This window comes from Bacillus sp. FSL K6-2819, assembly GCF_038008305.1.
In the GTDB taxonomy this organism is placed as follows: domain Bacteria; phylum Bacillota; class Bacilli; order Bacillales; family Bacillaceae; genus Bacillus; species Bacillus amyloliquefaciens.
Map to the genome: position 1 here is coordinate 479,400 of NZ_JBBOYV010000001.1, position 26,394 is coordinate 505,793.

Consider the following 26,394-nt stretch of genomic DNA (forward strand, 5'->3'; position numbering starts at 1 on the left):
TGCTTTTTTTATGTTCCGCCGTTTTTTGATACACTAGAGAAAGAATGAAGAGATGGAGGCTTTTGTGATATGGAAACGTTAGCCCTTTTGAAAAAACAAATTGCTGAAGAAACAGCTTTATCCCAAAAAAATGTCGAAAGTGTCATCCGCCTGCTTGAAGACGGCAATACCGTTCCGTTTATTGCGCGGTACCGAAAAGAACAGACAGGCTCAATGGACGAGGTGCAGATTCAGGCAATCTCCGAGCGGTGGCAATACATACAAAACCTGACGCAGCGGAAAGAAGAAGTCATCAGATTGATCGCCGAACAGGACAAGCTGACGGACGGACTGAAACAAAAAATCGAACAAGCGGCCAAACTTCAGGAAGTCGAGGATTTATACCGTCCCTTCAAACAAAAACGGAAAACAAAAGCGACCGTCGCCAAAAGCAAAGGGCTTGAGCCGCTTGCGGACTATATTCTTTCTCTCCCGAAAGAAAACCGGCTCCATGAAATCGCTGATCAATATATCAGTGAAGAGAAAGAAGTCGCTACAAGAGAAGAAGCCATTGAAGGCGCGAAGCACATCATAGCCGAACAAATCTCGGATGATCCTCATTTTAGAAAGTGGATCCGCCAGGAAACGTATAAAAAAGGAATTCTCACATCCACGGCAGGCAAGTCAGCCGCAGATGACGAGAAAAACGTCTATGAAATGTATTATGAATACGAAGAGCCGATCCAAAAAGTCGTTCCTCACAGAGTGCTTGCGATGAACCGCGGTGAAAAAGAAGGCATTTTAAAGATTGCGATCGAACCGCCCGCCGATCAGTTGAAAGCTTATTTAGAAAAGCAAATCATCAAACATCGTGAAACGCCTGTGAAAGAAACGCTGAAAGAAGCCATTGAGGACGGGTACAAACGCCTGATCCAGCCGGCTATTGAGCGTGACATCCGCAAAGAGCTGTCAGAAAAAGCAGACGCGCAGGCGATCCATATTTTCGCTGAAAACCTGCGTAAGCTCCTGCTGCAGCCGCCGATGAAGGGGAAAGTCGTGCTCGGCGTCGATCCGGCTTTCCGTACGGGATGCAAACTGGCAGTCGTTGACGAGACGGGAAAAGTGCTGAAAATCGACGTTATTTATCCGCACGCTCCCGTCAAAAAGACAGCCGAAGCCCAGAAAAAAATCAAACAATTGCTGAACCGTTACGAAGTCGAGGTCGTGGCGATCGGAAACGGCACGGCATCAAGAGAGACAGAGCAATTCATCGTTGATGTGTTAAAAGAAACAGAGCGGGACATCTATTATGTTATCGTCAATGAGGCAGGGGCAAGCGTGTACTCTGCGTCAGAAATCGCCCGTGAGGAATTTCCGGATTTTCAGGTCGAAGAGCGGAGCGCCGTCTCCATCGCGCGGAGATTGCAGGACCCGCTGGCCGAACTTGTGAAAATTGATCCTAAATCCGTCGGCGTCGGGCAATACCAGCATGATGTCAGCCAAAAGCACTTAAACGAATCTCTCCGTTTTGTCGTAGAGACCGTCGTCAACCAAGTCGGGGTAAATGTCAATACAGCATCAGCAGCGCTGCTTCAATATGTAGCCGGGTTATCCAAAACCGTTGCCGGCAACATCGTCAAAAAAAGGGAAGAACTCGGCAAATTCACAAATCGCAAAGAGCTGAAAGAAATCCCGCGCCTCGGTGCAAAAACATATGAACAATGCATCGGCTTTTTGAGAGTGCCCGAAGGACAGGAACCGCTCGACCGCACCGGGATACACCCGGAAAGCTATAAAGAGACAAAGGCGCTGCTCAAAAAACTTCATCTCACAGCAGATCAGATCGGAAGCGCAGACGTAAAAGAGAAAATCAGCGCACTTCCGCTGTCTGAAACGGCAGAAGAGCTAGGAATAGGGGACATTACGCTTGCGGATATTTGCGGGCAGCTGACAAGGCCGGAGCGCGATCCTCGTGACGAAGTGCCGAAACCTTTGCTGAAAAAAGACGTTCTGCAGCTTGAGGATTTAAAGGAAGGAATGGAATTGCAGGGCACCGTCCGCAACGTCGTAGACTTCGGCGCTTTCGTCGATATCGGCGTCAAGCAAGACGGGCTTGTGCACATCTCAAAACTGAGCAATCAATTCGTCAAACATCCTCTTGACGTCGTATCGGTCGGAGACATCGTCACCGTATGGGTCGAAGGGGTGGACGTGCAAAAAGGCAGAGTGTCGCTGTCTATGGTAAAATAAAAGCACTGCTTACGAGCAGTGTTTTTTTCTGTAGAAGTACCAGCACTGGTTCAGCAGTTTGATTTGGTAATTGTCCTTTTCTAAAAACGCTTTTTGCATTTGTTTCATCAGCCAATTCGGCATGGCTCATTCCTCCTCAGCTTTTAGTTAGAGGGCGGTTTTAACACATTGTATGCGAACGGTGAATTGTCCCGTTCAATGTTTTTAAAGCGGGGTGCACTTATGGATAACGAACAACTTCAAAAGCTGACGGAAGACATCTCTGCACAAGATTTCGGAAAGCCGTTCCGCCACCGGGCCTTTTTCAATGACCGGCTGAAAACGACAGGAGGCCGGTACATGCTGTCTTCCCATAACATCGAATTAAACCGCAAATATCTGCTCGAACACGGCCAGAGTGAGCTCGAAGGCATCATTAAACACGAGCTGTGCCATTATCACCTTCATCTTGAAGGAAAAGGGTACAAGCACAGAGACAAAGACTTCAGAGAGCTGCTTCAGAAAGTCGGCGCGCCGAGATTCTGCACGCCGCTGCAAACAAAAAAGACAGAAAAGAAAACATATATGTATAGATGCACGGCTTGCGGCCAACAGTATATAAAGAAACGGGCAATGAATCCGGAAAGATATGCCTGCGGAAAGTGCAGAGGAAAAATCAAAAGAATTTTTTAAAAAGGCTTGACTCATTTCGGTGATCTATGTTAAATTATAAAAGTCGTTGAGAGACAGCGATACTTTCTCAAAAAAATAAATGTTGCTTCTTGACACAATATGTCGCATCATTTATAATGAAGAAAGTCTGATCATTCCACAGTAGCTCAGTGGTAGAGCTATCGGCTGTTAACCGATCGGTCGCAGGTTCGAATCCTGCCTGTGGAGCCATTATGGAGAAGTACTCAAGTGGCTGAAGAGGCGCCCCTGCTAAGGGTGTAGGTCGCGTAAGCGGCGCGAGGGTTCAAATCCCTCCTTCTCCGCCAGATAAGTTCTCAACCAGACGGCCCGTTGGTCAAGCGGTTAAGACACCGCCCTTTCACGGCGGTAACACGGGTTCGAATCCCGTACGGGTCACCATTTACCTTCGTTGGGCTATAGCCAAGCGGTAAGGCAACGGACTTTGACTCCGTCATGCGTTGGTTCGAATCCAGCTAGCCCAGCCATTTTATTTTAAAATTTTTAATCACTTTTAGAGCGAGCCATTAGCTCAGTTGGTAGAGCATCTGACTTTTAATCAGAGGGTCGAAGGTTCGAGTCCTTCATGGCTCACCACTTGTCACGCGGGTGTGGCGGAATTGGCAGACGCGCTAGACTTAGGATCTAGTGTCTTACGACGTGGGGGTTCGAGTCCCTTCACCCGCACTTTATTTTCAAAGTGCTGATCATGATTCACTAGCTTACATGCTTAGTGGAAAGACAGCTTCATAGCACGCGGTCGTGGCGGAATGGCAGACGCGCTAGGTTGAGGGCCTAGTGGGTGAATAACCCGTGGAGGTTCAAGTCCTCTCGGCCGCATCAATGATACCAAGGATTATAGAGATCCTTGGTATTTTTTTGTGCTTATTTTTAAATGATCTGCTGCCCGTAAACTGGCACTTACCTAAAGTAAGTTCCGTTATTCCCACGTGAATATATTTGCGATAAGGTATTGAATCAATATACGATCCACTCAATTATTTGAGTGGATCTGTTTGTTTTTTATTTATTTGCAGCAGTCTCTATGTGACGAAACAATAGATTCATTAAAACCCTTTACGCAGCCAGGTTGTGGCAAGATCAATTGCTCCGCGCGCGGCTTCAGTTTTAGCTAAGGCGTTGAGCATCACGAAGTCGTGAATGATACCTTGGAAACGTACGGCAGTGACCGGAACACCAGCTTCACGAAGTTTATTGGCATATGCTTCTCCCTCGTCACGAAGTACATCAGCTTCAGCTGTGATAATCAATGCAGGTGGAAGCCCTTGAAGTTGCTCAGTAGTTGCACGCAGAGGTGATGCTGTAATCTCAGCACGCTCGTTCGAATTGGTTGTGTACTGATCCCAAAACCACATCATCGCGTCCTTGCGTAAAAAGTATCCTGTAGCAAACTGGTGATAGGATTCCGTATCGAAAGAAGCGTCTGTTACCGGATAGAAAAGTAATTGTTGTCGGATATTCAAGTCACCTCGTGCTTTGGCCATTAGCGTGACAGCAGCAGTCATATTGCCTCCAACACTATCACCTGCAATTGTTAGACTCTCTGGATTCATGCCGTTCTCACGGCCATTTTCAGCTGCCCACTTCACTACTGCATAGATTTCTTCAATGGCTGTGGGATATTTTGCTTCTGGAGATAAGGTGTAATTTGGAAAGACAATAGCAGCTTGTGCTCCAACTGCTAGTTCACGGATGAGCCGATCATGTGTATGCTCATTACCAAATACCCAGCCGGCCCCATGAATGTACACAATGACAGGAAGGTGCGCAGGCGCATTCTGTGGGCGCATTATTCTTACTGACACCTGTCCGCTCGGTCCTCCTGAAATCATAATATCTTCAATATCAACTGGCAGTTTATCAATTGGGTCAGATTGAACCTCATCTACAGCTTCTCGTCCTTTCTCAGGTCCAAGGTCGAATAGATAAGGTGGGTTCGCGGTTGCTTCTGCAAATTCTTGAGCTGCTTTTTCTAATTGTACTTTTTTCAACATAGATCTCTCTCCTTATTTGAAGGTTGGTCACCTATATGTTTTAATCAAATTTTTTTATTCTATTACCTATTGATCTTGGCATCTTTCGTCTTACATTGCTGTTGTAATGATTTGTACATCAATATTTCCGCGAGTAGCTTTAGAATATGGACATACCTGATGAGCTGCATGTGTTAATTCTTCTGCTTGCTCTTGAGATACCCCTTGAATTTCCACCTCCAAAACAACTCCGATTTTATAACCATTATCACTTTCATCTTTTAATAAACTTACTTTACCAGTAACAGCTGATTCGATTTTTAATCGTTGTCTTTGGGCTGCTAAATGAAGAGCACTGTCATAACAAGCTGAATAGCCTGCCGCAAATAATTGTTCTGGATTTGTAGCAGTGGATACTTGATTTGGTTTTGGCATAGCTAAATCCAAATCAATAATAAGATCATTAGATTTTACATGACCTTCTCTTCCACCTTTTGTTGTAGCTTCTGCTGTAAAATATACTGTCATCATCAAACACTCCTATAAATTAAATTTAACACAATTGAATTTTAAACAATTAAATTAAGGTTGTCAATTAAATTTTTAAAAATTGAATTGTTCACAATATAAATTCGCGATTAAAATCCTTGATAGGAGATCATATTATTGGTGATAGATTTTTTGTGATTTTGTATAAATTATGATTAATTAAATTGTTAGTCATTCAATTTTACTTAATGTAATTCTTGTGCTATTATGTGTAATAATGAATATAAATATTGTGAGGGATATAACATGAAGAATGATAAATTACTGTTAAGTAATCATCTATGTTTTGCGATTTACGCAGCTTCCCGTGAAATGATAAAGTTATACCATCCTCTCTTAAAAGAATTAGGAATTACTTATCCACAGTATTTGGTTCTTCTTGTTTTATGGGAGAAGGAAAAAATATCTGTTAAAGGTTTAGGCGAAGAATTATATCTGGACTCCGGAACATTAACTCCAGTTTTAAAACGACTTGAGGAGCGAGGTCTTATTATAAGAGAGCGTTCAAAAGAGGATGAGCGAAGTGTAATTATTACGTTAACAACTGAAGGGAACGAGTTTAAAGAAAAAGTCACATTGATTCCTAATGCAGTATTTGATAAAACCGGTTGTAATGAAGAAGAAATTAAAAGTTATAACAAGGAAATTCGTAATTTACTTAACATGCTGACAACTGAGCAATAGTTTTATGAATATAGATGGTTTTGCTATTATGAAGTCTAAAGTGCTTAGTTTAAGGGCCCTGCGGGTGAATAACCCGTGGAGGTTCAAGTCCTCTCGGCCGCATCAATGATACCAAGGGTTTTGACGCCCTTGGTATTTTTTTGTTTATAGAAATTTATCTGTTACTGCCCACTTACTTATAGGCGTAAGCTCTCACGTTTCCTGGATGTCAAATAACAATAATGATATGCAAGGTTGGTATTATGTCACGGTGGATGGTCAAGTGCAAACATAAAAAGCCCAAAGATGGGCTTTTTTTATTTCATTGATTGTGCTAACTGAACCATTTCAGTATCCTTTAAGTTAGAGCTATCCATTTCTACATAGGTTCCGTTTTGTACCCATCTTAAAATGCCGCCTTTTGTTCCATCAGCCCATCTTTCAAATATACCTTTCTGTCCATTAATAGTAACGTTTTTAACGTTTTTTCCATCTGAATAACGTAACGGTTGATTTTTAAATTTGCTTTGTGCAATTTCGACCATCACATAGTTTCTGTAAGCATGGTCTTCATAATTAAGTCTTGTCATGCTTATTTTTTTGTCTTGATTTAGATAATTTTTTATGGTTAATTTCCAATTTGAAGAAGTGTCTTTAGGTACTAAAACATGAAAATCTGCATGTTCTTTTAAATAAGATAAATCTTTTCTTGAAAAATTTTCTACAGCGAAGTCTGAAGTTGCAGTAACTTTGAGATTTGACCAAGGATTTAAAAGAAAAACAAGTGAAAGTGATATTCCAATCAGAGAATATTTCATTTTAATTGCTCCTTTTCTGTTAATAAGCAACTTAAGGACAGTATCCCTATTTTGATATGTGAAATACGTAAAATTTAAATTTTTTTTTGCATAATTTGGATTAGTGAAGGTATCAATAAAAAAATATCTTTTGCCTTTAGCGATCAACAAATAAAGAATGAATAGACATAGTATCTACTCATTTTTTTGTATGTGCAGGAATGTGCTTTGGTTTGAAACCAATATAACTTAAACCTTAATTTTAGATATAAAGTTCCTTTTTACATTTTAACTTTATCAAAAAATGTTCGATCTGCCATAATACAATTAATTTAAATATTGTTACAATTTTGTATTGTGCAGCAGCTTTGCTTAGGGATTCAGATGAAAAGTCGTAGTGTATGCAGATAATATTTGAAAGGAGTTTCGAATAAAAGATGGATCGAATAAGTGCATAGAGCTGCCCAATTTCTGCCCAGAATTAATGTTAAATGATAAAATTCAGTGTGAATTAAATAAACTGATGCTTTAAATAAAGGCTTTTGTAAACGATGATATGTTTTTACTTAGGTTGAGGGCCTAGTGGGTGAATAAACCGTGGAGGTTCAAGTCCTCTCGGCCGCATCTCAATGATGCCAAGGGTTTTAAACATTTGGTATTTTTTTGTGTTTATGATTGTGACCAAATGTGTCCATTAACTTGAAGTGAAGCGTTTCTGTACTGTAAGTCTGTAATCTAATGGGTACTTCCCGGTATCTCCATTCATCCTTCTGCTGAATGCATGAGGTGATTCATAACGTAATAAAGAAGTATAAGACCTCTTTAAGTGAAAGAGGAAGGGACCTGTTGATGCCAAAAGAGATAAAACCTTAATTCGTGTATATGATGGTGGGAAATATATTCAGTTTGCTTTTTATAATGATGCTTCACTCAATTATTCCTCGAAAAAAGTTTCTAAATATAGTTGGACTGATATATTATGATAGCCTACATATGTGATAACAATAGCAGCCTTAGTAGGTGTAACAGAACGTAAAAGTTAGTATTTGAGTAGGGGGAAATTATGCTATCACTTAATAGAGCTTTAAAACTACGTGATTTAGAAATTTTTCGTGTGCTGAAAGATGGTAACATTTTATCTTACGTAATAATTGAAGATACTCGAAAGCCATTTACAGAAGAAGACAAAAAATTAGAACCACTATGTTATATGGACGAAGAAGATATTAATGCGATTTTAAATGTTTTTAAGATTTCAATTGTTAATGATGAAAAATTATATGAAGCTGATTCAACTTTTATAAGATCCTACTTTTCCGAATTTGTTAATAATACAAATTTAACGAATGTTATTATCAAAGAATATGTTCAAGAGGATTTATATGATTACGATGATGAAGATGATATCATTTTCTTTAATAGAATTTTACGTAGTATAGGATCAGATTATGTTATTAAAGAATTTGACGATATAAATTGGATTTATTTATCTCAAGATTGATTTCTTATATAGGTACAGCATTAATTTTACAAATTCAATCATCGAAAAACGAAAAAACAAAATATGACTTGTGAATTAAAGGCTGTCTTAAAGGCACAAAAAAAGCTCAAACTAATTAATTTAGTCAGAGCTTTTTTTTATGAAGTATTCCCGAGTATCTGTCCTTGTTTTTTTAGGCAATACTACGTCCAGTTCCTTGTTTAACCATGCGAGCGTTTTATTACGAAGATACTTACGCATCTGTTCTTCTGCTTCAAGCATTACCAAGTTAATTGTACAAGAAGAATTGCTGGATTCACAGGAGTTGCATTTGTCTCGATAAAGCAGGCCATTGCTTACAATATTTTTACATTGAAAAATGGGTTTTGGTCCTTCAACAGCCTCTATTACATCCCAAAATGAAATATCTTCCGGGGATTTTGCTAACCTATATCCTCCCTTTACACCTGGGACAGAATTTACAATACCAGCTTTAGATAATTTACCGAAAACTTTTGAAAGAAATGATTCTGAAAGTCCTTGGAACTCTGCAAGGTCCCGAATCCCGACACTTTTCTTGGAGGGAACATCTATTAAATAAACCAGGCAATGTAAAGCATATTCAACCCCAGCACTATACTGCATAGAAACTCACCTGCTTTTGTTTTTGTGGGTAACCACATTGTATCTTAGGAGTATTTTTGGTGATAGTCAATCATAAAACCCTTCTTTAGATATATTATTTGTTTCATTTGACAAAATAAAATGCAGGGTTTATATTAAAGACTAATTTAATCGACGATTGAATTAGTCTTTAATAGAAGATGAAAGGGGGAATTTCAAATGAGCAAAACACTTATCATTAACGCACATCCGAAAGTAGATGATGCATCATCATACAGTTTGCAGGTAATGAACCGCTTTTTGGAAACTTACAAAGAATTAATTCCAAAGAGTGAAGAGCTTGAGCAGATTAACTTGTATAGTGATGAAGTGCCTATGATTGATAAAACAGTTTTAAGCGCATGGGAAAAGGCAGGAAAAGGCGATGAACTGACTAGCGATGAACAAAAAGTAACGGAGCGTATGACAGAAGTATTGAAACAATTTAAAAGTGCAAAAACGTATGTCATCGTTTTGCCATTGCATAATTTCAATATTCCATCAAAATTAAAAGACTACATGGACAATATCATGATCGCACGTGAAACATTTAAATATACTGACACTGGGTCAGTGGGTCTGCTTAATGATGGACGAAGAATGCTTGTCATACAAGCTAGCGAATCAATTTATACAAATGATGATTGGTATGAAGAAGTTGAATACTCTAATAAATATTTGAAATCAATGTTCAATTTCCTCGGTATTGAGGATTATCAAATTATACGAGTGCAAGGAACAGCTTTACTAAGTCTGGAGGATGTTTTACAAAAAGCAAAGAAAGAAGTTGAAGAAGCTGCTTCAAGATTAGCAGGGAAAAGGAAAGCCTGAAGATCATTGTTGGTTAGAACAGCTGAAGCTAAAGTACAATCAATTATATGATGGTGGGAAGTCTCTTCAACTTGCGTTTTGCGCCTAATTATACTGGTATCTATTCTTGTCTTGGCGGATTAGATTGGTAAGGATATTTGAGCAGACATAAAAGTCTGCTCTTTTTTGTGCTTAAAAATCTGTCAAGAAACAAAAATTCGTAGACAGAGCAGATTCGTCTATTATACGGTAGCTAAAAGAGATTTCTCACTGCTTGTTATCCCTTTTGATTTAACGCTATTGGAACCTCTAAAAAAACCATACCAAAACACCCCACCAATGAAACGTAATATTAATTTGCAGTTATTTCCGTTTCGTGCTATGATAAAGGGGAATTATTTTTGTTCGTGTAAAGGATAGTATGAATATCGACTTTTCGTCTTGATGATACTTTGGGCAAGGATAGTAATACAATGTGTGGTATCACACTAGGAGGCAACAAAAATGGAACAAGGTACAGTTAAATGGTTTAATGCAGAAAAAGGTTTTGGATTTATCGAACGTGAAAATGGAGACGATGTATTCGTACACTTTTCTGCAATCCAAAGTGACGGATTCAAATCTTTAGACGAAGGTCAAAAAGTAACGTTTGACGTTGAGCAAGGTGCTCGTGGAGCTCAAGCTGCTAACGTTCAAAAAGCTTAATCTTCAATCGTTTATACAAACAGGCTCTTTATATAGGGCCTGTTTTTTTATATTCTCTGTATAATACTTAATAAAAAACCCTACTCAACGTTCGAGTAGGGGGAGATGGTACAAGGTAATAGAAAAAGGTTTAAAACTTCAAAGGTTTGTTTACAGTATAACATACTGGATTGACAATATGCGGAATGTATATAAATTATTTGTTTTTCTGTTCTCAATATAACTGCATGTTATTCTTTCTTCTTTCACTAAAATTGCTCGTTAATTTAAGCACAAGGATTAGGCTGACGAAAACTTTCGTCAGCCTTTTTATATTAAGGAAGAAATTAAAATTCTCAAAGTTAGAGCGTGTTTTGTTTTGACTCACCATTTTTTTCACCATAATTCATACAAACATATAGAAATGACGTAAAGTGAAGTGGGTGAATAACCCATCACTTTTTGTTTCTTTATAAAAGGGGAGGGAATACTCCAAGATAATAAAGAGAAAACAAAAAAGAGCCCGCAGGCCCTCAGAAAACATGAGTAAAATAATTCACTTAATAAAATCTGCGTCCTCTTCCAACGAATCCAAACCGTCTTCTTCTTTCGAATGCAAGAGGTGAAAATCCCCTTCTAAAACCGCCACGAAAAAATCGGTTTCTTGCATATAATCCAAATAAAGGCATGGGCTTTCCTCCTTTCAGGTCATAAGTTATGAGACGCGGATCTGCTCCGCAGGCGTTCAACAAGCTACAATAATTAGCAGAACAAATATGAAATGACTAAGGCTTTGCGAAAATTAAATAGATCTTGTTTACAATCTATTCATCATAACCTCTTCAGAGTCACCTCCTGTTTGGAGTAATTAATCATAGAATATTTTATGTGTAGATAAACAAAATAGATTGGGCGAACTTTAGTTATTATAAAATTCCACGTTATAGCAATCTGGCTGAATGTGGCACCACACATATGAAGAACCTTTTTATTTTCCCTGGTGTATCCGCCATCCTTCTGCTGACTGCGTGTGGCGGAAGTAAGTATGACAATTCGATTGATGAAGTGATAAAGCAGTAGAAGAAAGCCAGAAAAGAAATGGGGGCAGATTCAGATGAGGATAAGAAGGATAATGCTGAATTTGGGTAGAATAACTCTTGGTGACAGATTGGTACACATTTTTAAGGAGGAGGACAACTATGATTGGAATACTGGCAGGAATGGGACCAAAATCTACCGGGCCATTTGTAGATAAAGTAGTAGACGAGTGCCAAAAAATATATGGAGCAATAAATGACATTGATTTTCCTCATATGATGATTTATTCTTGTCCGACTCCTTTTTACGTGAATAAACCTCTCAATCATACGGACATGGAAAAGGCAATTATTGAGGGTGCTGTAAAGCTTGAAAAAACGGGTGTTGATTTTATCGCCATCCCATGTAATACCGCTCATATCTATTTTAATCAATTAAAAAAATCGATTTCAGTCCCTTTATTAAACATGGTTGATGAAACCATAAAAAAAATACCAAAGGACTCAAAAAAAATAGCCCTTTTAGCCACCTCTCCAACGGTTCAATCTGGAATATTTCAAGAAGCCTTAATCAGAGAAAATTATGATTTTTTACATCAAGATAGTTGGCAAACCTGTGTCGATCAAATAATAGAAAAGATTAAACAAGGTCAAATCAATGAGTCTATTACATTATTTGATGAATTACACCGTGAATTAGCAGAAAAGGTTGATACGGCTATCATTGCATGTACAGATTTAAATGTTGTCACAGATAAAAAAAGCAGCGATATTCCCTTTGTGGATTCATCAGCTTGTCTCGCTCAAGCCATTGTCAATAAGTATGTATCATTAACAGAATAACTCTTTGAATAGTTGAGTGGACTTTGTGTCTGCTCTTTTTTATGGGGAATTCATCTAAACAGTAATTCGTCTGATTTATCAGCAAATTCAGGGCGCTTTTTTTCCGTTAAAGCGCCCGACTTCGGCAGAAACATTATCCCCAAATTACTTCTTTGAATTTAACTTCCTCGCATTATTTTTCTTTTAACATTGAATACTTTCGATAAGCTTTATAGTAACTGATGCCAAAGATAACAGCCATTAGGGCGGGAAGCGATCTCAAAAGGGCAAATGGAGTTTCAAATAAAAATGCTTTCCAAAACATTGCGCCTTCCATACTCCACAGACCTTCAGCTAAATATAAACCAGAATCCTTGTAAATCATATAAGAATAAAACAAGCACAGTAAACCAAAACAAGATGAATAACCCATTAATCTTTTATAATAATTACTCTTTGATTGGCGATCCGAGAAGATTTCATTTTGATCATCATCTTCTTTTTGCCAATATCGCGTTCCGCTAAGCCATGGGCTGTTTATATAACTCCAGCCGAAGTCTTCATAGATCCCTTTGTAATCTTTGAACTTTTTCTTTGATAAATAATCTTGATAATCCAGCCGCATCACATATGTCTTGTCGGTTTTTTCGAAGGTGTATATTCCTGATCCGCTAATATTTGTACAGCGATAGCCTTTTTGTAATTGCTCGTTCAGCCATTGCTCCTCTTTTTCAATATCAAAAAACATCTTAAATTTCTTCATTCGATTCACTTCCTTCGTACAGGGATAGAATATGCAATAACCTATTTTGTTCCATTTTCAAAATGTCGCTTCCTTCTGCAGTTATCATATAGACTTTTCTCCGGCCTGACTCTCCAACAGATTCAATCCAGCCGTGCTTATTCAAGTTTTCAATCGCACCGTATAATGTGCCGGCCGCTAACATAACAGTTCCGTTACTCATCTTTTCTATCTTCTGCATGGCGGCATAACCATGAAGCGGCTCACGCAGAGCTAATAAAATATAATGCATGGTTTCAGACAGCGGTAATAATTTATGTTTCATATCGTCACCCTCTATTCAGTTCGACTATATAGTTCAACTTTATAATAAAAGTAATACAGTTCAACTGAATAGTCAATGGTTTTTTCAAAATTTGTAAAAATAAATTGATAATAAGAGGACATCAATCTAAAAAGCCGCCTTCCTGCGTAAGGGAAAGCGGCTGCACGATATTATATGTCAGCCAAATCCTCAGGGGTAATTGGCTGCTGCGATATTTCAAAGTATGTGTTTGGCATATTGGATAAAAAGAAAATTGTTTTCTAAACGGTGCGATCATATAATTGAATGAAAAAAGGAAGCATATCATGCCGATCAATTCTTTTGAAAACTATCCGATGAGCTGGAAGCCGACGATTGATAAAACGGAAAAGCCCATTTATAAAGCGATTGCGGGGAAATTGGAACAGGATATATTACAAGGAGTTTTATTACCCGGAACCAAGCTGCCTCCTCAGAGAGAATTAGCTGATTATTTGGATTTAAATGTAAGCACTATTTCAAAGGCTTTTAAAGTTTGCGAGTTAAAAGGTCTGTTGAGTGCATCTGTCGGGAGCGGTACTTTTGTTGCTTACGATGCATTATCGAATGCGTATCTGCTCGAAGATACAAAGCCGAAGCATTTAATTGAAATGGGAGCGACACTTCCGGATCAGGTATCTTATGAGCCGCTGCTGCTCCAGCTGAAAAGTATGCTGCAAGAGGAAGATTACGAAAAGTGGTTCGGCTATGGCCGGACAGGTGAAAGTCTTTGGCAGAAAGATGCGGCTGTCAAGCTGATTCGAAGAGGCGGATTTGAAACGTCCGTTGATCACATTTTATTTGCAAACGGCGGGCAAAATGCGATTGCCGCCACATTGGCAAGTCTCTGTAAACCGGGAGATCGCATCGGAGTTGATCATCATACATATCCCGGCTTGAAAACGGCCGCGTCAATGCTGATTGTGCAGATTGTGCCGATAAAATCAGAGAACAATGAAATGAGCCCTTCCTCATTTGAATATGCGTGTAAAAATGAAAATATTAAAGGCATCTACCTAATCCCGGATTATCATAATCCGACAGCGTCTTTTATGTCTGTTGAGAATCGAAACACGATTGCGGGCATTGCAAAAAAATATAATCAGTTCATTATTGAAGATGCATCGTACCATCTTCTGGGGAAAAATCCGCTTCCGACTATCGCATCATTTGCACCGGAGCAGACCATTCACATTGCCGGTCTGTCAAAATCATTAGCACCAGGGTTGAGGCTGGCGTATGTCGCAGTCCCGAGCCAATATAAGGAGCCGATTTCAAAGGCGCTTTACAATTTAAATATAACTGTTTCTCCGCTATTAGCAGAACTTACTGCACGCACGATCGTATCGAATCAATTCGAAGTCTTAATTGAAAGTCATCGTGAACAGACCATTCGCAGAAACAAAATCGTAAATCAATATTTACATGGCTATACGTGTGCAGGTGCTGAAACGGGAATCTTTCGCTGGTTAATGTTACCCGGAAACATGACAGGTGCGGAATTTGAAAATTTAGCCGCACAACATGGAGTGCAAGTGTATGCGGCTGAACGCTTTGTCGTTGGGAATAGTTGTCCGGAAAGGGCTGTCAGAGTGTCTGTCTGTGCACCGAAAACGCTTGGGGAGCTTGAGCAGGGCTTAATGATTCTTAAACGCTTGCTGGATGAGCATATGTAATATTGTCCGCCATACAATTCTTATATTGTATGGTTTTTTTTGTGCGTGTTATGATAATCCAAATCTGTTGGAGGTTATAAGAAAGGCAGGTCGGGTTATGCTTCAAAAAGACAGTATAAACGTGTCAGATGGTCAATCTGCATCATTGCGGCAATTCATAGATTCTCCTGAAAAACAAAAAGCGTTATATAAGCGTACTTTAGCTGTCGTCAGTCTTTCACAAATTTTCGGTGGTGCAGGGCTGGCGGCAGGAGTTACTGTCGGTGCGCTTATTGCACAGGAAATGCTTGGTACAGATGCGTTTGCCGGTGTACCTTCTGCTTTATTTACTTTAGGATCAGCAGGGGCCGCATTATTTGTGGGGAGGCTTTCTCAGCGTTATGGCCGTCGAACAGGTCTTTCAGCCGGATTTATGATTGGCGGACTGGGGGCGATAGGAGTCATCCTTGCGGCAATGATAAATAGTGTTTTTTTGCTGTTTGCTTCTTTGATTATTTATGGTGCGGGAACAGCGACAAATCTGCAAGCCCGTTATGCAGGTACGGATTTGGCAAATCACAAACAGCGGGCGACTGCTGTCAGTATGACTATGGTTTTTACCACATTTGGTGCAGTTGCAGGCCCGAATTTAGTGAATGTAATGGGGCAATTCGCGCTCTCTATCGGTGTTCCGTCACTTGCGGGTCCATTCATTTTAGCGGCAGCAGCATATATTTTAGCAGGTGCCACTCTTTTCATCATGCTCCGTCCGGATCCGTTAGTCATAGCAAGAACAATAGAAATTTCCGGCCAAAAACCTGATGATAGAGGCCAAGTGACCGCGGACGAACACACAAAGAAAAAAAGAGGGATCATTGCGGGCGCAGCGGTTATGATTCTTACTCAAATTGTAATGACTGCTATTATGACAATGACGCCGGTTCATATGAGACATCACGGTCATGGCTTAGGAGCAGTAGGTCTTGTCATTGGCTTTCATATAGGCGCCATGTATCTCCCTTCACTGGTGACAGGTGTGCTTGCGGATAAATTAGGCCGTACTGTAATGGCTGTATCTTCTGGAATGACGTTGCTTTTGGCAGGACTCGTATCGGCATTTGCCCCGGGAGATTCTATGATTCTTATGGTCATTGCTCTATCTTTGCTCGGGTTAGGATGGAATTTTGGTTTAATAAGCGGAACTGCACTTATTGTTGATTCAACTGAAGCTTCCGCACGGGCTAAAACTCAAGGTACAGTGGATGTTTTGATTGCGTTGTCCGGAGCTGCCGGCGGAGCATTGTCCGGAATGGTCGTAGCAGGCGCAAGTTATCTAACATTATCACTTGGCGGAGGAATATTATCGTTGTTATTAATTCCGGTGGTGATATGGTCACTTGGAAATAAAGAATAAACAAAGTACTTTATGTTTGCCCAACATGAACATAAAACGGTGTAAATGGATCAATGAATAACTTCATATACTTGAAATAACAAGCTATTAAGGGCCTAGTGGGGAATAACCCGTGTGAGGCGAGGTTCAAGTCCTCTCGGCCGAATCGAAAAATACCAAGGGTTTTTCCGCCCTTGGTATTTTTTCCGTTCTTATTTGCTGTTCCAGTTTTTCTCTATAAATTTATTCACAGGCTGTAAGTTGGTTTTGTTCGCAATTTCAATGACAGCGGGAACCACGGAAGGGTCCGTTTTGGAGAAGTTAGGAATTCGCGGGTCTAACCGGAAAAAGCGATCTCCCAGAAGATTAGCACTGACCATGGATTCATAGTAACCGTTTCCGCCACCGACAATCTGCAGAAATGGCAGTAAAGGTTCATTAGGCGACCTGTCCAAAAGGACTCCCCAATTTGGAGGAAGATTCTTCAGATTTTCGGGACGTATGTTATCTGCACTTACCATTCCCCACCCCCTCGTATCTCGTCTTAACCGAGTCGGGGCTTCACCTGTTCCAATGGATAATACTGCAATTTGATCCAAAGGCACTTTGGCTTTTCCTACTGCAAACGCGATACTGGCTGTACTGGGGTTCGTTGCTACTACATATCCGTCCACGTAGTTTTGATAGGCGCGTTGTGTCGCGGGAGCACCGCTGCTTCGCAGTATGACATCACTCACTTTCTCATCTAAATAGGGAGAGCCGGGAAAGTTGTGAAATAATACAGGAGTCCAACGATCCAGTTTAGGAGAGTATAATTTGAATGAAGGGACAACAATTCGTCTTTTTAAATCTTTGAGACGAAGATCTGCCGGGAAAAAGTTTCGTACCGCTTTAATAAAACCGGAATATGGTAATTGTTGATTGAAAACAGGTCCGCCCGGCCGGGAAATGCTGAATGCTGGCAGGATATTTTCCTTAAAATAGCGGAATGTCTCCTGCGGTGATCTTCCGCTGGCTAATGCAAGGGCAGTGAATGAACCGATTGAATTTCCCGAAAACACATGGGTTCGGCTTATTAATGTTGGATTTTGTTTAACCAGTCTGTTCAATAGTTGTAAACTTAAAGCACCTAAGGTACCGCCCCCATCAAAGGTCATAATCCGATATTTTGCCAAAGTTAATTTCTCCTTTCAATTTAAAACTATCATTCAGTATATGTTTCTCCAGTGTCTATTGTATGGATGAATGAAAATTTCTCTAAAATGTGTTGATTAATCAAAATAATAGTCCAAGCTGTGATTTTTTATTTACATAATATGTAATGATTTAATCATTTAATCATATGAGAAGGAGTGATGGTCATGTATTATAACCAAGATGAAGATCAAATGTTCATTCCGAAGAAAAAGCCATACAACGAAGCCTGTGACATTGGTCATGATATGGATCAGGTGGAAGAAGCATTAAGAGCAGAAGCAGCAAGAGAAGCAGAGGCAAGAGCAAGAGCAGAAGAAGCAATAGCGAGGGCAGAAGAAGCAAGAGCAAGAGCGGCGGAAGCAAAGGCGGAAGCAATAAGATTAGCAGCAAAAGCCAAATGTAAAAAGCGTCATAAGAAAGAGAAAGAACATGATTGCAAACGTAAGCACAAGAAGAAAAAATAAAATTTTAATAATGTAAAAGACTTGAATCATTTTTTCTTGAAAGAAAATTTTCACCGCGGAAATTCCTGCATGGCTGTTGGAGGAGCAATCACGAAGCTTGCTCAGCAGAACTAAACGGGCAGGCATAAAAAACATCCGGCTCATAACGTTTAGGGAACTGTCTGTCGGACAGCCTACAAAAGTCAATATGTTATCCCAGAACGTTATAAAAAGTGAGAAGAGACAAGAGAGTGGCAGCTTGCCGCCCTTGTCTTTTTTTGTGTTTTTATAGAGGGATAAGTCGATGATCAAGTTAAGCTTTCGCATATATTTATCTATTTTTAAGTTAGTAGACCATCTGTCTAAGAATTTGTCCAAATCCTACATATACTGGTACCGGAATCAAATGCTTATTGGGAGTGAAATAGATGGGATCAGCACAGTTAACAGGACGTGTAATCTTCAAAGGGGACCCCGGCTATACACAGGCGGTTAAGAATTGGAACCCTTATGTTGATGTCTATCCGCTTGTCTTTGTTTTTGCACAAAATTCATACGATGTCAGTAATGCTATTAAATGGGCTCGTGAGAATAATGTGCCTTTGCGTGTCAGAAGCGGCCGCCATGCTCTGGATAAGAATCTTTCAGTAGTAAGTGACGGAATTGTTATTGATGTGAGTGACATGAATAAAGTCCTCTTGGATGAAAAAAACGCGATTGCAACCGTTCAAACCGGCATTCACGTTGGTCCGCTTGTAAAAGGATTAGCTCGGGATGGTTTTATGGCTCCGTTTGGAGACAGTCCGACCGTCGGAATCGGAGGAATTACGATGGGCGGCGGATTTGGCGTGCTCTCACGATCGATTGGCCTTATCAGTGATAACCTTCTCGCACTGAAAATGGTAGATGCAAAAGGCAGGATTATTCGAGCAAATCAATCTCACAATGAGGACTTACTATGGGCTTCCAGAGGAGGCGGGGGAGGTAATTTCGGATATAACACCCAATATACTTTCAAAGTTCATCGTGCTCCTAAAACTGCAACCGTCTTTAATATTGTTTGGCCATGGGAACAATTAGAAACTGTATTTAAAGCTTGGCAAAGATGGGCGCCGTTTGCAGATGAACGATTAGGATGCTACCTTGAGATTTTCAGCAAAGTAAATGGCTTGTGCCATGCAGAAGGAATTTTCCTCGGTTCAAAACCTGAGCTGATTAAAGCATTAAGACCGTTATTAAATACCGGAACTCCGACACAAACCGTAATCAAAACATTATACTATCCAGATTGTATAGATTTCTTAGACCCTGATGAACCAATCCCCGGCAGATCCGATCAGAGTGTTAAATTTTCCTCGGCTTGGGCGCTCAATCTTTGGCCGCAAGAACCCATATCAATCATGAGACAATTTTTAGAAAGAGCCACTGGGACAGAAACTAATTTCTTTTTCATAAATTGGGGCGGTGCGATAAGCAGAGTTCCTAGCAGCGAAACAGCCTTCTTTTGGCGCCGGCCATTGTTTTATACGGAATGGAATGCCAGTTGGGAACATAAATCACAAGAAGCCTCGAATCTTGCGTCAGTTGAAAGAGTGCGTCAGCTGATGAAGCCATATGTAACAGGTTCATATGTGAATGTTCCGGACCAAAATATTGAAAATTTCGGAAAGGCATATTATGGCTCAAACTTTGCAAAGCTTCAAAGAATAAAGGCGAAATACGATCCCGAAAATGTATTTCGTTTTCCGCAAAGCATCCCGCCGTCTTATCACTAGTGTATTGTTTTGTTAAGCATTCTAAATATCATCAAGTTGGAACACACCAGAAAATTCAGGTGTGTTTTTATTTTTGCTTTTATTTCTTAAATGAAAAGCACTCTCCATCAGAAAATAGCATATCAGTTTTCTAATGTATCCCAGTGCGGATTCCAAACGATTTCCCATAGGTGCCCATCGGGGTCTTGGAAGTGACCGGAGTATCCGCCCCAAAAAGTATCATGAGCGGGATCAGTTATAGTTGCTCCTGCCTGTTTTGCCTGATCCATTACTTTATCGACTTCAGCTTTACTATTAACATTATGCCCTAATGTACATTCGACAGGGCTTGGTGCGGTTAAAGCAACGTTTGCTTCATGTGCGATGTCTTTGCGATCCCAAATGGCAAGTTTCAGTCCTGGCTGCAAGTCAAAAAAGGCAACTGCACCATGCTCAAACTCTTTACCGACTATTCCTTCTGTAGGCAGACCCAGACCATCTCGATAGAAGTGCAGCGCTTTTTCTAAATGATCTACACCTAACGTGATTACTGTAATCTGTGGTTTCATAAAAATGCAGCCTCCCATGCTCATGATAAGAAAATTATATCAATCATTGATTAGGAGAGACAGCGGAAGTTATTTAATTATTCAGTTTGTTTTTGGGGATGTAAAGAGGGTATTGGAAATCTTCATTAAAAATTATAGTAAAGAACATTTATATTCAGATATGAACACATGATCATATATAATTGTTTGTGTGTGACATGTTAGAATGCTTCATAACAGAAAAGAAATAATAAAAGCATATGCATCAAGAAATTTTAGGTTAAGGAGGAGATTTTTATGGGTCACAATCATACTGATGGGGCCAACAAAAAGGTTTTATTGATCTCTTTTATCATGATTACAGGTTATATGATTATAGAAGCAATAGGCGGATTTTTAACGAATAGTCTGGCGCTTTTGTCAGATGCGGGTCATATGCTGAGTGATTCAATCTCATTAATGATTGCTCTGATTGCTTTTAAATTGGCTGAAAAAAAGGCGAGTCACAATAAGACGTTCGGCTATAAACGATTTGAGATTCTTGCAGCTGTGATAAACGGTGTTGCATTAATTCTTATTTCCCTTTATATCATTTATGAAGCAATCAAACGTTTCTCTCATCCGCCCGAGGTAGCAACAACGGGCATGCTTATCATTAGTATCATCGGATTAGCTGTGAATATATTGGTCGCATGGATTATGCTGAATGGCGGAGATACAAAGAATAACCTGAACATAAAAGGAGCTTATTTACACGTAATAAGTGATATGCTCGGATCTGTGGGTGCCATTCTAGCTGCGATTCTTATCATCTTCTTTGGGTGGGGCTGGGCAGATCCATTGGCCAGTGTCATTGTGGCTGTTCTTGTCCTAAGGAGCGGTTATAACGTGACGAAAGATGCCATTCACGTATTAATGGAAGGAACTCCAGAAAATATTGATGTTACTGACATCATTCATACAATTGAAGAGACAGAGGGCATTCAAAACATTCATGATTTACACATATGGTCTATCACAAGCGGATTGAATGCTCTTTCCTGCCACGCTGTTGTTGATGATCAGCTGACTATTTCAGAAAGTGAACGTATTTTACGCAAAATTGAACATGAGCTTGAGCACAAAGGCATTACGCATGTAACGATTCAAATGGAAACAGCCGCGCATAATCACGACAATGCGATTCTTTGTCAGGCCAAAAGTGAGCAGACGGACGGCCACCATCATCATTAAATTTTTATCTGATTTGAATGCAGAGATGGATGGGAACGTTAAATGGTATTTCTCATCGATTGATGCAGGATGACGGCACCCAGCCAGCGGCTGTTTTAGAAAAAGACTAACTCTTGGAGCTGAATGAAAGCTTTCCGGGATGTATACGCTTGGTAAGTAAATTTACAGAGAATTGTTTAGCTCACGCACATAGAAAAGCTCCTTGTTAAAGGAGCTTTTCTACTCTTTACATATGGTTCATATAAAATGTTTGCTTTCACTCCCCGCCCAGCCTTTCTCATTTAATCCTTTCAAGCACAAGTCGAAACAGCTCAAATAACAGGAAGTTAAAAAACATCCAAACCCCGCCGTATACATATCCGCCCACTATGTCGCTTGGAAGAACGCTTGTCCATTTAATATTTACAATCGCGAGACCTATTAATAACAATAATCCAAATAAAGGAGCCGCAATGGTCACATAATGTGTGTTTGAATGACGAACAAGCAAAAATATGCAAGTTCCATAAATGATAATCATCATAGCTGCATTCAGATCCGGAAAATCGGCAGAATGAAATTTCCCCTTAAAACCAATCGTTCGAAGGATAGAGAAGGCCTCCATAATAAATTCACGAAAAGGGGCTCCTCCGAGTATGGAAACCGATAATAATAGATACTCCAGCAGCCTATTCTGATTCTTCAACCAAATGACTAATAGGGTTAAAACGATGAGGCCGGCGATGCCAGCGGGTTGTTGAAAAATGAATAATTCTTTCATCCAGTCCATATAAAAGGCAGTATAAACGACATATTCCGCAATTTGATTAAACTGGGCAACGTCATTTGCAAGATAATCCTGAGCTAAGCCAAACATCAGGATCACAAATCCAATTAAAACTGACGTGAGGCAAGTAAGGAATATTTCAGTGGCTCTTATCGTTCTGAATCGATTTGTTAATCTCGTCAGCCATTGGATAAAAAAGTTTTTAATCTGGATTTTATAAAATCTAAAAAGAAGATATCCCGCTAACAAAACAGCCAGAACAAGAAGAAAAATGATTAAATATTTGCTTGCTGCCTGATGTAAGGTTTCCCATTTAGGCCCCAATAATTTCCCTAAAGTAATAAAACAGCTTCCCCACAAAATGGCCCCAATGTAAGCAGGGATAATAAATGTCTGGAATGACATTCTGGAACTTCCTGATACATAACCGGCAAAATGCCTGACCCCGGGAATGAAATAAGCGAACACAAGTAATTTACTTCCTGACCGCTCAAACCAAGCCGCTGTTTTGTTATACCTTTCGGGCCCTAAATGAACATACTTTCCATACCGCTCGATTAATCTATATCCTCCGGTTCTGCCAACCCAATATGTGATTGTTATCCCCGTGCCCGCGGAAATAAAGGCAGTTAGAAGTGCTAAAGCATAATCCATTTTTCCTTGATAAACAAAATACCCTGCATAGCTCATGATCATCTCGGCTGAAATTGGAATAGCTAAGAGCTCTAAAATAATACCGGAAAATAAAATCAGATAACTATGTTGTTCAAATAAAGTTATTAAATGTGACATAAAAGCCTCCGGATTTTTATCTAACACCGTTACCTTGATCTGCAAAGTATCATTATTTTTTTAGTAAGTTTAGCATTTTCAGAAACTTGTAAGTTTTTAATAGGAACTAGTTTATTGTATAGAGTAAGGATGCCCGATTCCGAAAAAAATATAACATCAGTCCAAGCAATTGCGATGCTTACTCATATGTAAAAGCGATTTTTAAAGCTTTAACTTTTAATGCAAAGCTGACGGGTTTATCAATTGCTTCGAATTTTTGTCACCTCTTCTCATTACGTATCAAAATATAGTAAGTTTGTGGAGCAGAGAACAGTATCATTGAGGGACAATGGATGAGTGACCTGCGGAAGTTCAAGTTTTCTCAGTCGTAATCATGATAAGGGGAAAATTCCTTAGCGTGGCACATTCTCACTGTAAAAGCATAGGATAACATCATAAAAATTTAAAATTGCGGGGATGAAAAATGTATTATATACCTTTTTCACATCAATGTTATTATTGTGTGAATGTACCGATGTATAGCGATGGAAGATCTGTTTATTGGACTGTTCCAAATAACTATGATCCTTCATACGAAGATAGAAACCTTCTCTTGAAAGATTATGGACCAAAACCATTTGTCGTGAATATCAATAAAGCCGCAAAACAAAATCATACGTTCCGTACTGCCTTATGGACCGGAAAACATTTTCAAATTACTTTGATGAGTATCGGCATTGGAGAAGATATCGGTTTGGAAATCCACCCCCACGTAGATCAATTCTTACGGATTGAGCAAGGCCGGGGAATCGTTAAAATGGGCAGGAGTAAGGAAAATTTAACTTTCCAAAGAAATGTCTATGATGACTTTGCCATTGTTGTACCTGCAGGCACTTGGCACAATGTTATTAATACGGGTAATACGCCGTTAAAACTATATTCAATTTATGCGCCTCCCAACCATCCATTTGGCACGGTTCATGCGACTAAGGCAGATGCAGAGGCTGCGGAAGGTTAGCATAAAGTATACTGCAGAGGTTTGACAAACTGGGATTCCGCCTTTCTGGCTGCCTAAGAGTATGGTAAATAAGGCCGATTTAATATGAATCGGCTTATTTTTTGTTGGATTTATTTTCTTTGAACAGCCTTGGATCGCTGCGGGCAATGTATCGGTTTTATCGGCCTTAAATTCTCCGGTATACCCCGGCACGAGTCCAATATGGCCTTCTTGATTAGGCTTTTCAGCAAAGAATAGCTTTTTCATTCATTTGGCAAACGTTATTGATTTATTTGCGGAATAACATATAATGGAACCGTCAAAATATAATCTCGTTAGAAGGGAGATTCATATGATTATTAAAATGACTCAATGTCATATGAAAGACTTCAATAAACCAAATGAACCTCTGGTTGTTTTCGGGAGAATTATACCCGCACTTGAAAACAATGTGTGGTCATATACTGAGGAACGGTTTTCTAAACCTTATGTTAAGAAATATGAAGATGAGGATATCGATGTCAGTTATGCTGAAGAAGAGGGGAAAGCTGTTTTTTTGTATTATGCTGACAACAACTGCATCGGCCGGATTAAGATTCGTGCCCATTGGAATGGGTATGCGCTGATAGAGGATATTGCTGTTGCAAAAGACTATAGAAAAAATGGTGTTGGAACAGCATTATTAAATAGAGCGATGGAGTGGGCAAAGGAGAATGATTGTTGCGGTCTTATGCTTGAAACACAGGATATTAATGTGTCAGCTTGTCATTTTTATGCCAAACACGGCTTTGTAATAGGCGCAGTTGATACTATGCTTTATTCCAACTTTTCAACGGCAAATGAGATCGCGATTTTTTGGTACTGTAAATTTTAATTGCTGCTGAATTTTAAACGGGCACTATTGTGTGCGTATTGAGGAAAGACGAAAAATGCAGACAGGGCTGCAAAATGGTGCATAAAAAGGAAGGGGGCATAATCCTTCCTTAAAAGAATCTTCAATACCTTTTACTTCTTTGTATAACATTCCTTTTTTGAAATCGGCACCCAAATTTCGCTTTTGAAAGATGGCGATGTTATATCCTTATGCTCGTTCCACAGTATTTCCGGGCCTTCTACTTGTTCATAATTTGACGATGGAAACCATTCGGAATAAATCCGTCCCCACACTTCTTGCAGCGCATCCGGGAATGATCCGATTGCTTCGAATACAGCCCACGTTAAGGCAGGAACTTTAAGCTGCGATAGGTGATTTGGGCAATGTTTCGTCGTTGCTGCGCCAATATAGTGATCAAGCTCCCCTTTCTCCTCTGTACGGCCTTCAGAAAAGTTTGTGGATGCACTAATGAGTCCCAAAGGTGTTGTATTAGAAAGCTCTTTAAGTTCATTTATTGTTTCTTCATCTAAACTTTCCCACATGGATGCAATATCCGGATTCACCCCTTTGAAAATAATAGGAACTCTTTTCTTAATGCCAACGATGCGAAATGCCTCTTTTTCTTCGATACGATAGTTCATTTCATTTCCTCCTTTGATTGATAACTGGAAGGTCATTCGTGGATAAGCTTTAAGTGAATGGCCATTATGTTTAGCTTCAGATGGTCTTATGCCATGCAAATGTTGAAATGCTCGAGCGAAAGAATCTGGTGAGTGATAACCGTACTTTATTGCAATGTCAATAACCTTTGCGCTGCGGTCTTTAAGTTCAAAAGCTGCAAGAGTAAGACGTCTGCGGCGAATGTATTCCGATAATGAAATACCCGTAAGGAAAGAAAACATCCTTTTAAAATGATATTCAGAGCAGAAAGCAAGCTTTGCTGCTTCTTTAAAATCAATATCGTTCGTAAGGTTTTCTTCAATATACGTTAGCGCACTGTTCATACTTTTAATCGAATCCATTTTATTGACCTCCTTTAACAAAAGAATAACAGGAGCGGCGTGTATCTGCCCGACATTCCGTGCACGGTTTTGCAGGGTTAATAAAAAACGTTACCATGCTATAAGGGCATTTCATACGGTATCTTATCTGAAACTGTATCTTTTTAAATGTCAGTCGATGTAATACCCTGCAAGCCATGCAGAATCTAAATGCTGCAATCCCTGCCCCTTAGCTTATTAGATAATAAACCGGTCAATCTGGAGCAATTAAACGAACTGA

At 39.6% G+C, this 26,394-nt stretch carries 25 protein-coding genes, 7 tRNA genes and 1 pseudogene; 22 read left to right on the forward strand and 11 right to left on the reverse strand.

Annotated features, from left to right (window positions below):
• Positions 1-69 precede the first annotated feature (69 nt).
• On the forward strand, positions 70-2,229 hold the full coding sequence (locus tag MHH91_RS02480) for a Tex family protein (protein WP_014469788.1): 2,160 nt from the start codon (positions 70-72) through the stop codon (positions 2,227-2,229).
• Positions 2,230-2,238: 9 nt separating this feature from the next.
• Here MHH91_RS02480 and cmpA read toward each other — a convergent pair whose 3' ends face one another.
• Positions 2,239-2,352, reverse strand: coding sequence for a cortex morphogenetic protein CmpA (cmpA, locus tag MHH91_RS02485; protein WP_003156164.1), 114 nt, complete (start codon positions 2,350-2,352; stop codon positions 2,239-2,241).
• Between the two features lie 99 nt (positions 2,353-2,451).
• On the opposite strand from cmpA, the gene MHH91_RS02490 reads away from it, so the two are divergent.
• The 8 genes from MHH91_RS02490 to MHH91_RS02525 all read left to right on the forward strand — a co-directional run bounded on the left by MHH91_RS02490 (position 2,452) and on the right by MHH91_RS02525 (position 3,738).
• Complete coding sequence (locus tag MHH91_RS02490) at positions 2,452-2,901, forward strand: SprT family protein (RefSeq protein ID WP_013351104.1); 450 nt, start codon at positions 2,452-2,454, stop codon at positions 2,899-2,901.
• A gap of 135 nt (positions 2,902-3,036) precedes the next feature.
• Positions 3,037-3,111 (forward strand) — tRNA-Asn (locus MHH91_RS02495).
• A gap of 4 nt (positions 3,112-3,115) precedes the next feature.
• A tRNA-Ser gene (locus tag MHH91_RS02500) sits at positions 3,116-3,206 on the forward strand.
• Positions 3,207-3,225: 19 nt separating this feature from the next.
• Positions 3,226-3,300, forward strand: a tRNA-Glu gene (locus MHH91_RS02505).
• Positions 3,301-3,311: 11 nt separating this feature from the next.
• Positions 3,312-3,386, forward strand: a tRNA-Gln gene (locus tag MHH91_RS02510).
• A gap of 33 nt (positions 3,387-3,419) precedes the next feature.
• Positions 3,420-3,495 (forward strand) — tRNA-Lys (locus MHH91_RS02515).
• 8 nt (positions 3,496-3,503) lie between these two features.
• Positions 3,504-3,585: transfer RNA gene (locus tag MHH91_RS02520), tRNA-Leu, on the forward strand.
• 69 nt (positions 3,586-3,654) lie between these two features.
• Positions 3,655-3,738 (forward strand) — tRNA-Leu (locus tag MHH91_RS02525).
• A gap of 227 nt (positions 3,739-3,965) precedes the next feature.
• Here MHH91_RS02525 and MHH91_RS02530 read toward each other — a convergent pair.
• Together MHH91_RS02530 and MHH91_RS02535 are read right to left on the reverse strand one after the other, a co-directional pair.
• On the reverse strand, positions 3,966-4,913 hold the full coding sequence (locus tag MHH91_RS02530; protein WP_014469789.1) for an alpha/beta hydrolase: 948 nt from the start codon (positions 4,911-4,913) through the stop codon (positions 3,966-3,968).
• Between the two features lie 90 nt (positions 4,914-5,003).
• Complete coding sequence (locus tag MHH91_RS02535) at positions 5,004-5,423, reverse strand: organic hydroperoxide resistance protein (protein ID WP_014471462.1); 420 nt, start codon at positions 5,421-5,423, stop codon at positions 5,004-5,006.
• Between the two features lie 264 nt (positions 5,424-5,687).
• On the opposite strand from MHH91_RS02535, the gene MHH91_RS02540 reads away from it, so the two are divergent.
• Positions 5,688-6,125 carry a MarR family winged helix-turn-helix transcriptional regulator gene (locus MHH91_RS02540; RefSeq protein ID WP_014469791.1) on the forward strand — a complete coding sequence of 146 codons (438 nt, stop codon included), beginning with the start codon at positions 5,688-5,690 and terminating at the stop codon, positions 6,123-6,125.
• Positions 6,126-6,421: 296 nt separating this feature from the next.
• On the opposite strand, the gene MHH91_RS02545 is transcribed toward MHH91_RS02540, so the two are convergent.
• Positions 6,422-6,922, reverse strand: a complete 501-nt coding sequence (locus MHH91_RS02545; protein ID WP_014469792.1) for a DUF4367 domain-containing protein — start codon at positions 6,920-6,922, stop codon at positions 6,422-6,424.
• Between the two features lie 1,042 nt (positions 6,923-7,964).
• Here MHH91_RS02545 and MHH91_RS02550 point away from each other — a divergent pair.
• The gene (locus MHH91_RS02550) at positions 7,965-8,402 is read left to right on the forward strand and encodes a hypothetical protein (protein WP_014471463.1); all 438 of its coding nucleotides are present in this window, start codon (positions 7,965-7,967) and stop codon (positions 8,400-8,402) included.
• A 120-nt stretch (positions 8,403-8,522) separates the two neighbouring features.
• On the opposite strand, the gene MHH91_RS02555 is transcribed toward MHH91_RS02550, so the two are convergent.
• Positions 8,523-9,026, reverse strand: coding sequence for an RrF2 family transcriptional regulator (locus tag MHH91_RS02555; protein WP_013351106.1), 504 nt, complete (start codon positions 9,024-9,026; stop codon positions 8,523-8,525).
• Positions 9,027-9,224: 198 nt separating this feature from the next.
• Here MHH91_RS02555 and MHH91_RS02560 point away from each other — a divergent pair, with 198 nt between their 5' ends.
• From MHH91_RS02560 to MHH91_RS02570, 4 genes and pseudogenes are all read left to right on the forward strand, one after another.
• On the forward strand, positions 9,225-9,875 hold the full coding sequence (locus tag MHH91_RS02560) for an FMN-dependent NADH-azoreductase (protein WP_013351107.1): 651 nt from the start codon (positions 9,225-9,227) through the stop codon (positions 9,873-9,875).
• 483 nt (positions 9,876-10,358) lie between these two features.
• Positions 10,359-10,559 (forward strand): cold shock protein CspC, encoded by a 201-nt coding sequence (gene cspC / locus MHH91_RS02565; RefSeq protein WP_013351108.1) that lies wholly within the window; start codon positions 10,359-10,361, stop codon positions 10,557-10,559.
• Between the two features lie 954 nt (positions 10,560-11,513).
• A pseudogene (locus MHH91_RS20755) lies at positions 11,514-11,615 on the forward strand (lipoprotein); the annotation flags it as partial.
• A 122-nt stretch (positions 11,616-11,737) separates the two neighbouring features.
• Positions 11,738-12,418 (forward strand): aspartate/glutamate racemase family protein, encoded by a 681-nt coding sequence (locus MHH91_RS02570; RefSeq protein WP_013351110.1) that lies wholly within the window; start codon positions 11,738-11,740, stop codon positions 12,416-12,418.
• 172 nt (positions 12,419-12,590) lie between these two features.
• Here MHH91_RS02570 and MHH91_RS02575 read toward each other — a convergent pair whose 3' ends face one another.
• Positions 12,591-13,160 (reverse strand): DUF2812 domain-containing protein, encoded by a 570-nt coding sequence (locus MHH91_RS02575; protein WP_013351111.1) that lies wholly within the window; start codon positions 13,158-13,160, stop codon positions 12,591-12,593.
• Positions 13,147-13,464, reverse strand: a complete 318-nt coding sequence (locus tag MHH91_RS02580; RefSeq protein ID WP_013351112.1) for a PadR family transcriptional regulator — start codon at positions 13,462-13,464, stop codon at positions 13,147-13,149. The genes MHH91_RS02575 and MHH91_RS02580 overlap by 14 nt, the downstream gene beginning before the upstream one ends.
• Positions 13,465-13,769: 305 nt before the next feature.
• Here MHH91_RS02580 and MHH91_RS02585 point away from each other — a divergent pair, with 305 nt between their 5' ends.
• Both MHH91_RS02585 and MHH91_RS02590 read left to right on the forward strand, forming a co-directional pair.
• The gene (locus MHH91_RS02585) at positions 13,770-15,158 is read left to right on the forward strand and encodes an aminotransferase-like domain-containing protein (RefSeq protein WP_014471470.1); all 1,389 of its coding nucleotides are present in this window, start codon (positions 13,770-13,772) and stop codon (positions 15,156-15,158) included.
• Between the two features lie 97 nt (positions 15,159-15,255).
• On the forward strand, positions 15,256-16,551 hold the full coding sequence (locus tag MHH91_RS02590) for an MFS transporter (protein WP_014471471.1): 1,296 nt from the start codon (positions 15,256-15,258) through the stop codon (positions 16,549-16,551).
• Between the two features lie 191 nt (positions 16,552-16,742).
• On the opposite strand, the gene MHH91_RS02595 is transcribed toward MHH91_RS02590, so the two are convergent.
• Positions 16,743-17,705, reverse strand: a complete 963-nt coding sequence (locus MHH91_RS02595; protein WP_014469807.1) for a patatin-like phospholipase family protein — start codon at positions 17,703-17,705, stop codon at positions 16,743-16,745.
• 186 nt (positions 17,706-17,891) lie between these two features.
• On the opposite strand from MHH91_RS02595, the gene MHH91_RS02600 reads away from it, so the two are divergent.
• The gene (locus MHH91_RS02600; protein WP_014469808.1) at positions 17,892-18,191 is read left to right on the forward strand and encodes a hypothetical protein; all 300 of its coding nucleotides are present in this window, start codon (positions 17,892-17,894) and stop codon (positions 18,189-18,191) included.
• A gap of 407 nt (positions 18,192-18,598) precedes the next feature.
• A complete protein-coding gene (locus MHH91_RS02605) occupies positions 18,599-19,945 on the forward strand; it encodes an FAD-binding oxidoreductase (RefSeq protein WP_014469809.1) in 1,347 nt (448 codons plus the stop codon).
• Positions 19,946-20,067: 122 nt separating this feature from the next.
• On the opposite strand, the gene MHH91_RS02610 is transcribed toward MHH91_RS02605, so the two are convergent.
• Positions 20,068-20,493: a VOC family protein gene (locus tag MHH91_RS02610; protein WP_014469810.1), complete on the reverse strand. Its 426-nt coding sequence runs from the start codon at positions 20,491-20,493 to the stop codon at positions 20,068-20,070.
• A gap of 276 nt (positions 20,494-20,769) precedes the next feature.
• Between MHH91_RS02610 and MHH91_RS02615 the strand changes: the two genes are divergently transcribed.
• The gene (locus tag MHH91_RS02615; protein ID WP_014469811.1) at positions 20,770-21,705 is read left to right on the forward strand and encodes a cation diffusion facilitator family transporter; all 936 of its coding nucleotides are present in this window, start codon (positions 20,770-20,772) and stop codon (positions 21,703-21,705) included.
• 277 nt (positions 21,706-21,982) lie between these two features.
• Here the strand turns inward: MHH91_RS02615 and MHH91_RS02620 are convergent, their stop codons facing one another.
• Positions 21,983-23,263 carry a DedA family protein gene (locus MHH91_RS02620; protein ID WP_013351121.1) on the reverse strand — a complete coding sequence of 427 codons (1,281 nt, stop codon included), beginning with the start codon at positions 23,261-23,263 and terminating at the stop codon, positions 21,983-21,985.
• A gap of 463 nt (positions 23,264-23,726) precedes the next feature.
• Between MHH91_RS02620 and MHH91_RS02625 the strand changes: the two genes are divergently transcribed.
• The gene (locus MHH91_RS02625; RefSeq protein WP_013351122.1) at positions 23,727-24,260 is read left to right on the forward strand and encodes a cupin domain-containing protein; all 534 of its coding nucleotides are present in this window, start codon (positions 23,727-23,729) and stop codon (positions 24,258-24,260) included.
• Between the two features lie 331 nt (positions 24,261-24,591).
• Entirely contained in the window at positions 24,592-25,113 is a 522-nt protein-coding gene (satA, locus tag MHH91_RS02630; RefSeq protein ID WP_013351123.1) for a streptothricin N-acetyltransferase SatA, read from the forward strand.
• 131 nt (positions 25,114-25,244) lie between these two features.
• Here the strand turns inward: satA and MHH91_RS02635 are convergent, their stop codons facing one another.
• Entirely contained in the window at positions 25,245-26,135 is an 891-nt protein-coding gene (locus MHH91_RS02635; protein WP_013351124.1) for an AraC family transcriptional regulator, read from the reverse strand.
• Positions 26,136-26,394 lie beyond the last annotated feature (259 nt).

What these genes read in the sequence shown, in the direction of transcription:
- MHH91_RS02535 (WP_014471462.1), bottom strand. Translation starts at nt 5,423, where the DNA reads ATGATGACAGTATATTTTACAGCAGAAGCTACAACAAAAGGTGGAAGA.
- MHH91_RS02600 (WP_014469808.1), top strand. Translation starts at nt 17,892, where the DNA reads ATGTATTATAACCAAGATGAAGATCAAATGTTCATTCCGAAGAAAAAG.
- MHH91_RS02530 (WP_014469789.1), bottom strand. Translation starts at nt 4,913, where the DNA reads ATGTTGAAAAAAGTACAATTAGAAAAAGCAGCTCAAGAATTTGCAGAA.
- MHH91_RS02570 (WP_013351110.1), top strand. Translation starts at nt 11,738, where the DNA reads ATGATTGGAATACTGGCAGGAATGGGACCAAAATCTACCGGGCCATTT.
- satA (WP_013351123.1), top strand. Translation starts at nt 24,592, where the DNA reads ATGATTATTAAAATGACTCAATGTCATATGAAAGACTTCAATAAACCA.
- MHH91_RS02585 (WP_014471470.1), top strand. Translation starts at nt 13,770, where the DNA reads ATGCCGATCAATTCTTTTGAAAACTATCCGATGAGCTGGAAGCCGACG.
- MHH91_RS02590 (WP_014471471.1), top strand. Translation starts at nt 15,256, where the DNA reads ATGCTTCAAAAAGACAGTATAAACGTGTCAGATGGTCAATCTGCATCA.
- MHH91_RS02575 (WP_013351111.1), bottom strand. Translation starts at nt 13,160, where the DNA reads ATGAAGAAATTTAAGATGTTTTTTGATATTGAAAAAGAGGAGCAATGG.
- MHH91_RS02635 (WP_013351124.1), bottom strand. Translation starts at nt 26,135, where the DNA reads ATGGATTCGATTAAAAGTATGAACAGTGCGCTAACGTATATTGAAGAA.
- MHH91_RS02550 (WP_014471463.1), top strand. Translation starts at nt 7,965, where the DNA reads ATGCTATCACTTAATAGAGCTTTAAAACTACGTGATTTAGAAATTTTT.
- cspC (WP_013351108.1), top strand. Translation starts at nt 10,359, where the DNA reads ATGGAACAAGGTACAGTTAAATGGTTTAATGCAGAAAAAGGTTTTGGA.
- MHH91_RS02610 (WP_014469810.1), bottom strand. Translation starts at nt 20,493, where the DNA reads ATGAAACCACAGATTACAGTAATCACGTTAGGTGTAGATCATTTAGAA.
- MHH91_RS02620 (WP_013351121.1), bottom strand. Translation starts at nt 23,263, where the DNA reads ATGTCACATTTAATAACTTTATTTGAACAACATAGTTATCTGATTTTA.
- MHH91_RS02605 (WP_014469809.1), top strand. Translation starts at nt 18,599, where the DNA reads ATGGGATCAGCACAGTTAACAGGACGTGTAATCTTCAAAGGGGACCCC.
- MHH91_RS02480 (WP_014469788.1), top strand. Translation starts at nt 70, where the DNA reads ATGGAAACGTTAGCCCTTTTGAAAAAACAAATTGCTGAAGAAACAGCT.
- MHH91_RS02615 (WP_014469811.1), top strand. Translation starts at nt 20,770, where the DNA reads ATGGGTCACAATCATACTGATGGGGCCAACAAAAAGGTTTTATTGATC.
- MHH91_RS02490 (WP_013351104.1), top strand. Translation starts at nt 2,452, where the DNA reads ATGGATAACGAACAACTTCAAAAGCTGACGGAAGACATCTCTGCACAA.
- cmpA (WP_003156164.1), bottom strand. Translation starts at nt 2,352, where the DNA reads ATGCCGAATTGGCTGATGAAACAAATGCAAAAAGCGTTTTTAGAAAAG.
- MHH91_RS02545 (WP_014469792.1), bottom strand. Translation starts at nt 6,922, where the DNA reads ATGAAATATTCTCTGATTGGAATATCACTTTCACTTGTTTTTCTTTTA.
- MHH91_RS02625 (WP_013351122.1), top strand. Translation starts at nt 23,727, where the DNA reads ATGTATTATATACCTTTTTCACATCAATGTTATTATTGTGTGAATGTA.
- MHH91_RS02555 (WP_013351106.1), bottom strand. Translation starts at nt 9,026, where the DNA reads ATGCAGTATAGTGCTGGGGTTGAATATGCTTTACATTGCCTGGTTTAT.
- MHH91_RS02540 (WP_014469791.1), top strand. Translation starts at nt 5,688, where the DNA reads ATGAAGAATGATAAATTACTGTTAAGTAATCATCTATGTTTTGCGATT.
- MHH91_RS02560 (WP_013351107.1), top strand. Translation starts at nt 9,225, where the DNA reads ATGAGCAAAACACTTATCATTAACGCACATCCGAAAGTAGATGATGCA.
- MHH91_RS02580 (WP_013351112.1), bottom strand. Translation starts at nt 13,464, where the DNA reads ATGAAACATAAATTATTACCGCTGTCTGAAACCATGCATTATATTTTA.